Origin of the sequence: Vibrio sp. vnigr-6D03 (assembly GCF_002835515.1) — a bacterium.
GTDB classification, from domain to species: Bacteria; Pseudomonadota; Gammaproteobacteria; order Enterobacterales; family Vibrionaceae; genus Vibrio; species Vibrio penaeicida.
In genome coordinates this window covers 1-7,220 of sequence record NZ_PIZL01000049.1, presented here as the reverse complement: position 1 = coordinate 7,220, position 7,220 = coordinate 1, and the positions used below count along the sequence as shown (strand labels likewise).

The window sequence follows — 7,220 nt, the reverse complement described above, 5'->3', positions numbered from 1 at the left end:
GATCAAGTCTGAATTAGTACAAATTAAGAGCCCAACGTTCCATTACCATCTAAGATACCCAAAAAAAATGCCACTTTAATGTGGCATTTTTTCAAGATAAACCAGACGCTTATTGGGTTCTAAGTGCATGAAGTAAAAAATTTCGTCGATTCAATTCTCAACCTTCGCTTTGCTCTTTAAACTGCTTCATCATCTGTAAGTGTTGCGAGATTTTTTTGAACTTATGGGTTTCAGATTCATCCCAAACGACTTGATAGTATGGTTCAAGCTCGTCAGCCGAGAGTTGGTTGTTCCTGATTTCATCTTCTCGTGACAATATCACAAGGCAATTATCTTTATTTTTTGTTCTGAATTTCTCTACACATTTAGTCGCGATGTCTTCATATTCTTCGGGGCGATCTATACGACCTTGCATATTGTCTTCTGGGTGTAAGTTTGGGTTAAAAATGACTTGTTTAATACCAGACAAGAAACCAATACGCTCGGACCAATATCCACCTAACCCAACCCCACAGATCAGCGGGTTTGGATCGGAAGACATTTCCATTGCTTTGTGGACTTCTTTTAATAAATGCTGCATGTCATGCTTGGGGTGCAAAGTACTGTAGTTTACAAATCGAATATCATCATCAATAAACTGAAGTTGAAGTACTTTCTCGTGATTTCCGGGGCTAGTTGAGTCAAAGCCGTGCAAGTAGATAATCATGGAACCTCCTACGGTGCCATTTTATGTTGTTATTCAACAAATCTACCACGAACATTAGGGTTTTAAAGAATCAATAAAAGAGAATGTTTAGGAAAGTGATCCTTCTAGCAGTTTTATACAAAACTGTCTTCAATGCACTTACGCTCAATTAATCGTTTTCAACAACTCCATTTTCAGTTGCTGGAATCGCTCATAATACAAATCGTCGCCCCATAACTGGTAGCCTATTTGATACCACAGCATCCCTAACAGTCGGATTTTAGGTAACCACAATTCTACATTCTGTTGCCACTCACCCATATCGGACAAATCGATCCCGCGATAATGACAATACATTGCTACCGCGATTTCAGGGCTAAGACCGGAAACTTCAATCGTCATTGCAAGATCCATCCTAGGATCACCAATAGCCGAATATTCCCAATCGATGACACCAATCCCATCGCGCGCTCGAATTAAGTTGTAAGCACCTAAATCCAAATGACATAAGGTTTTAAGTGATTCGGGTAAATACAGTGGTTCACGATGCTTTTTATAGAGACTAACTAAGTCTTCGTCTTTCTGTTCGTTAGCAAGTTGCATCCACAAGTGATCAACTTTTTCGGAAAACAGCAGTTTTTGAATGGGCTTATCGTTTATCTTAACGTTATGAATCGTTGCGAGAGTATTCAAAAGTTCATCTTGAGAAATTTGATCGCCAACTGGTTGCCCGTCAATCCAATTGACGAGTAATCCACGATCATTGTTTAGAACTGGATTTGGTGAGAATTGATAAGAGGAAAGCGCCATTAGAAGGTGGTATTCGTTAGCACGTGAAATACCGAAAACTGACGTACTTTTTGAAACTGGTCGCCATACATATTGGCGATCCTGATGGGATATTTTCCAACATCTATTGCTAAGCCCACCAGAGAGAAGTTCCATCTCTTCTGGTGGGTCAGGAAAGTAGTCGGTAAGTGATACTAAGGAATCATCGAGTTGAACTGCCTCTTGCCATCCCATTTTTGCCACTTAACACTACCTCTTCATTTAGCGTTTATAATCCTAGAGCGTATAGATCCTATGCTTATAGTTCTGAAGCTTATAGACCTAGGAAGCTCTTAGATTTTTGCTTACGAATTTCAGTTTCGTCAGCCCATTCAATTAGACCCGTTTCTAGGTCCATTAAACGCATTGTCATTTTGTAGTAAACGTCTTGGTCACTTCCTGCGTTCTTAACGATGCTTGCTAGGTTTCCGTACAACATGTACTGAGCACCCACCATCTTACCAAACTGGATAGCGCTGCTTTGGTTTACAAGTTCGTCATTGTTTTGGAAGTTCAGTTGTTCGCGTACCGATTCAACACGGTCCATATCAACAAAACGGAACTTACCAGAATTCAGCATTTTAGTACTGATTGAATCCGTAATGGATTCTGTATCGATATGCTCACTGGTTTTGTTCTTGATTCGCTCAACAAAAACAATTGGACGGCTCTCACGAGTGATTGCCGCTACAGAACCTGACATCAGCATACTGTCTACCATTTGACCTGCAATTGTTTGTAAGTCAGTAGAACCAAAATCTATAGTGGTCGTTTCAACAGCTTGAGCGTCACCATAAGACACTTGGTTTGAACAACCACCCAAAATTGCAGCGAGTCCAAGTAGGGCAATAGCACTTTTTTTCATAATGTTTCCTTAGTTATTAGCTTGGCGAATTTGAACACGGTATTGAGTCGCATTAGGGTTCACTGAGACTTCTGAAATCGAAATCGTCTCGAAACCTCTAACAATGACTTTGCGCCAAGCGCCAGGTTTACTGTTTACTTCTAAGCCTTTGTCATCGTACCAATAAAAGCGATATTGTACGTGCTGGTCGCCTTTGTATTGGCTAGCCAGACGAACAATGCCACGAGCGTGACCATTCACTTCATCCGTATCAATATTTTCGATATCTAAACGACCGCCTAACGCGTTGTCGTTCATAATCACTCTTTGCGATTGTCCATCGATACTCAAGCCAGCGGTAGGTGCCTGAGCACAACCGAACGCTGAAATCGCAGACAATAATACAATCGATAATCTTTTCATTAGATAGCCCCTAATTGTTTGTGCCACACTGACGATCCTGTCCCTTGTCGTGATACCCAAACCAAAGTAGTTTGTCCGGCTTTAACATTGAAAGTATAGTTTTGACCGTTCACAACGAGAGTATGTTCCCCTGAATTCACTTGTTGACTGCTACTGTACACCTTGGCAGGTAATGTTTGCCAACTGCGAGTGTCTGCTTGTTCTGTAAGTGCATTCCAAATACTGAATAATGCGTTACCGACATCATCACCTTTTGCTGCTTCCCTTCTCAACTGATCTTTTGCAACAACACGCAACGCTTGACGAATCACAATGCTTGGCATTCGCTCGTTAAGATTGTTTTGTGCCATTAAATTAACATCCACTAGCTCTGAACCGTCTAAAGATCGACCATTTAGCATCAAACTTGCCGATGGGTAGCTTTCAATATTCGGGTAATAGGGTAACGCCAAACTATAGATTGATGTCAGGTCATCTCTAGAACTGTAAATGGGTAGAGAATAGTTCCAAGAGTCCATCGCTTTCACAATACGTTGCTCATCTAAAACAATCACTCTACCTTTATCTTTCGATGGTTTAGAGTATTTGCCGTAGCGCGCTTCGTACGTTTTTAAATCTTGCCTCATGCCGAGTTTATGGCCGACTCGCAACACACCATCAATGACTTCTTCATTTTCAGGCATAACGGCTAATGCACGCTTATAGTCAATATAAGCGCTGTTTAAATCATTATCTGTTTCATAAAGTAACGCTGACAAATAGAGTAAGTAACCATTTTGAACAGCTTGAAGCGTTTTACCTGAGTCTGGATAATTAGCCATGATTGAGGCAATATTTGGCGAGACGCCTTGCTGCACTGCTGATTCTTGCGCCGACTCAAGCTCGGACTGCCGGCGTTTCTTTGCCTGCTCTTGAACTTGATTGGCCCTGCGCATTTCAACGAGAGCACCGGACAAGTCATTTTTCTTAAGGTAATTCAGCCCTAAATATAAATGTAAAAAGCCCAGTTCATAATCTGCTGGTTCATAGGTCGTAAGGTTGTCATTGGTAGCCAATGCCCCTACTGATGAAGCAGTCTCACTGACAGAAATGATGGCTCTATCGTTTAATACCTTTACCGCGTTATCACTTACTTGGAAAAACGATAAACTTTGTGGGTAGTCTTCTGCCAAAAAAGACACCCTGCCTTTTTCCATATTATCTAAAATCGGACCAGCAATATCCTGAGTTAGACTGGCTTGGGCTTCAAGGTAATTTCCGTTGCGAACTGCAAAATACACTTCTTTTGTTTGCGCACTATAGTGGCTAAACAGGTTTCCGGCAGACATCGTCGCACAAGCACTCAAGAGAGCACTTGAGCCAATAACTGCCGCTTTCTGGATTAAACTTGTTTTTCGAACAAAAAACACTCCGGCCCCTAACGTTTGCTTTGTTTTTTTAATTGATGATGAATACTATCAAATCCATCTTAATTAGCTGATAAGCATAGGACCGAGTGGTTGCCCACCAACCAAATGCATGTGTATATGGTACACCTCTTGACCGCCGTGAGCATTGCAGTTCACGATGAGTCGGTAGCCGTCTTGTGCCACGCCTTCTTGCTCTGCGATTTTTCTCGCTGCGGTAAACATACGCCCCATCATCGCTTCATCTTCAGCTTCTACGTCGTTGGTGGTAGGGATAAGTTTATTGGGGATAATAAGAATATGCTTAGGAGCGCGAGGGTTAATGTCGCGAAATGCCGTTACCAAATCATCTTGGAATACAATATCTGCTGGAATTTCTTTATTGATAATCTTTGTAAATATGGTTTCTTCAGCCATGGTCGCGAGCTCCTGAGTGATTGACCGCAATAATGAATACTAAGTTCATTGATATACTACAAATATCTTTTTGATATAGAAACAATAGTATGGCGGAACCCAATACATATAACAATAAAAAACACCGTACATAACACACGCATTATTATAGTATGTCGTAATGATAATTTTGTTACCTTAAAGTGCTTTTGAACCCATATCACATACGGAAACTTTAAAGCTCGTCAAAGTAAATTTTTGATACTCGTCGTAGAATACTTCGGCAATATTTATTTATTTTTTGGCTCAGTCGATACCTCAGTTAGAAGAATAATTGTAGGTTCTGACATTTTGCGAGCTTTTTTGATCTGGGAGAGAACGTATGAAGGGTTCAGTCATACGGCGCATGTATGCGGGCTTTGCACTCATTGTAGTGCTCTTCATTGCAACCATCACTATTATGATGGGTGGAATGGAAAAAATACACACCAACTTCGAGACGGTTTCCAACACGTCTTTACCTTTAGTTTCAATGTCTAACCAAACCAGTGTTCGGTTACTTTCTGCTGATAAAGCATTTAAGGATTTTCTGACTACACAAAGTCAATCTCGAATGGACAGCTCCAAAACAGCGTTCATCGAGGCTCAAAATAGTTTCCAAGAAGCTTTGATCGCTTTGGAAAAAGCCAGCCGTTCTATTCCTGAAATCGCTCCTAGAATCGAGGAGTTACGCCAGATGGAAGGTCAATACTTTGAGGAAGCCATCGAAGCGATGGACAACTACAAAGCCATGTTTTCGGCTCAAGAAGATGTGCAAAAATCATCTCGCAACTTCCAAAGATTGCATACAGAGCTCAGTGTTCGCATGAAGGAGTACGTGAACAAGCAAGATAACATCGCTGTAAAAGTCATGTCAGGGAGCTATTTCGATAAACTGAAAGACTCTCAATCAGTCACGTCTGATGCACTTGCGAGCAGTGATACCGAATTTGTAAAAGCAGCCGTAAACAAGAATAAAAAGGCCGTTACTCATTTAAATTACGCATACCGTGGGTTGGTAAATCAACTTCCTTCTTTAAAAGAAGTCTTCGATGAATCCGTTAACCAGTTTACTCGAGATGTAGGAAAAGCGGGCGGCGTACTTGATCAGCACTATACCTATTTAGTTGCACGTCAAAAGCTTTACGACAATATTGCTAATTTAGCAATTAAAGTCGATGACTCGATGCAGCTACTTGAATCATTCAATGAAACCGCTTCAAACCAGCTTGGAAAGTCGCTTGAAGAAGCGGGAACAGTGTACGAAGAAGGCTATGTTAAGGCTATTGGTATCGGTGTAATTGTTTGTGCCATCGCCCTTGGAATTGGCTACCACGTTGCACACAGTGTTCGAGAACCACTAACGCGAATTTTGGCAACATTAGAAAGCCTCACTGCTGGAGACATGACAAAACGGATCGACATCCGCTACAACAATGAATTTAGTCGTGTAAGCCGCCATATAAACTCACTGGCCGACAATCTTCACGATATCTTGCAAGAACTCAATGAAGCTGCCGATGAGTTAACCGAAGTGGCGTCTGCAAATAGAAGTACCTCTGTCGGAGCTCAAAACCAACTGAATACTCAAAGAGAGCAAACCGCAGGAGTTGCTACTGCAATGACGGAAATGGAACACTCGGTTACCGAAGTTGCGCAAAGTGCACAAAGCTCGTCTGATATGGTTCATAAAGTTGAGTCTGCATCCGAGTCTGGAAGAAAGATTATGAATGCGAATATTTCAACGATCAATCAGCTTGAAACCCGTTTAAATGACTCGGTTAATGCCGTTTCTCAACTTCAACAAATGAGTAGTGAGATTGGCTCTATATTGGATGTTATTAGAAGTATTGCTGAGCAAACTAACTTACTTGCTCTAAACGCAGCCATTGAGGCCGCTCGCGCTGGAGAACAGGGTCGTGGTTTTGCCGTGGTTGCGGATGAAGTTAGGGTGTTGGCTCAAAAAACAACACATTCCACCAGTGAAATTGAAAGCATGATCAGCAACCTCCAAAGCAGTTCTCAATCAGCTAATCAAGTGATAAAAAGCTGCATGAGTGATATGGAGCAATCTGTTACTCAGGCCTCCGATGCGAACAGCGCCATGGAAGAAATTCAGGCTCTGATTTTAGAGATTAGCCATATGAGTAATCACATTTCGCAGGCGGCAGCAGAGCAACAAGCAACATCCAGCAGTATTGCTAGAAGCTTAAACGACATCAACAGCATAGCGAATCAAAGCTATGAAGCGATGTCGGAAATTGCCACGGTAAGCCAAGACCTAACGCGTCTTTCCAGTCAGCAAGGTGACATTGTTCACCGCTTTAAGCTGTACTAATTCAGACTTGATCTGACAGTTACCCACTTTGCGACTCGGTGCCTGTCAGATTATATTTGGGCTAAATTCTTTTCAGCCCAGATTGATTTCCCATCCTCTAATGTTTCTATTGGCGTTCTGCCACAGCACATTTTTCCTTGATGAGTACGATGATTGTTGTAGTAGTCCATCCATTCGTCCAGATCTTTTTGTAATTCTTCCATTGAACCATACAACTTCTTTCTGAATGTCACTTGGTAGAACTCATTCAGTATGGTCTTA

8 protein-coding genes are annotated in these 7,220 nt (G+C 41.6%); 1 reads left to right on the top strand and 7 read right to left on the bottom strand.

The genetic code is table 11. The features are described from left to right. Window positions 1–157: 157 nt before the first annotated feature. The 6 genes from ycfP to hinT all read right to left on the bottom strand — a co-directional run bounded on the left by ycfP (window position 158) and on the right by hinT (window position 4,603). Window positions 158–706, bottom strand: coding sequence for an alpha/beta hydrolase YcfP (gene ycfP, locus CW749_RS26470; RefSeq protein WP_101115470.1), 549 nt, complete (start codon window positions 704–706; stop codon window positions 158–160). A 144-nt stretch (window positions 707–850) separates the two neighbouring features. Continuing rightward, entirely contained in the window at window positions 851–1,708 is an 858-nt protein-coding gene (locus CW749_RS26465; RefSeq protein WP_101115469.1) for a phosphotransferase, read from the bottom strand. Between the two features lie 79 nt (window positions 1,709–1,787). Then, window positions 1,788–2,378 (bottom strand): penicillin-binding protein activator LpoB, encoded by a 591-nt coding sequence (gene lpoB, locus CW749_RS26460; protein ID WP_101115468.1) that lies wholly within the window; start codon window positions 2,376–2,378, stop codon window positions 1,788–1,790. 9 nt (window positions 2,379–2,387) lie between these two features. Then, window positions 2,388–2,780 (bottom strand): YcfL family protein, encoded by a 393-nt coding sequence (locus CW749_RS26455; RefSeq protein ID WP_101115467.1) that lies wholly within the window; start codon window positions 2,778–2,780, stop codon window positions 2,388–2,390. Then, window positions 2,780–4,108, bottom strand: coding sequence for a hypothetical protein (locus CW749_RS26450; RefSeq protein WP_101115471.1), 1,329 nt, complete (start codon window positions 4,106–4,108; stop codon window positions 2,780–2,782). Before CW749_RS26450 ends, CW749_RS26455 begins: the two co-directional genes overlap by 1 nt. Window positions 4,109–4,252: 144 nt before the next feature. Then, window positions 4,253–4,603: a purine nucleoside phosphoramidase gene (hinT, locus tag CW749_RS26445; protein ID WP_101115466.1), complete on the bottom strand. Its 351-nt coding sequence runs from the start codon at window positions 4,601–4,603 to the stop codon at window positions 4,253–4,255. Window positions 4,604–4,964: 361 nt separating this feature from the next. Here hinT and CW749_RS26440 point away from each other — a divergent pair, with 361 nt between their 5' ends. Then, on the top strand, window positions 4,965–6,959 hold the full coding sequence (locus CW749_RS26440) for a methyl-accepting chemotaxis protein (RefSeq protein ID WP_101115465.1): 1,995 nt from the start codon (window positions 4,965–4,967) through the stop codon (window positions 6,957–6,959). A gap of 50 nt (window positions 6,960–7,009) precedes the next feature. On the opposite strand, the gene CW749_RS26435 is transcribed toward CW749_RS26440, so the two are convergent. Next, the coding region (locus CW749_RS26435; RefSeq protein ID WP_145997887.1) for an IS3 family transposase at window positions 7,010–7,220 on the bottom strand (211 nt) is incomplete at its 5' end.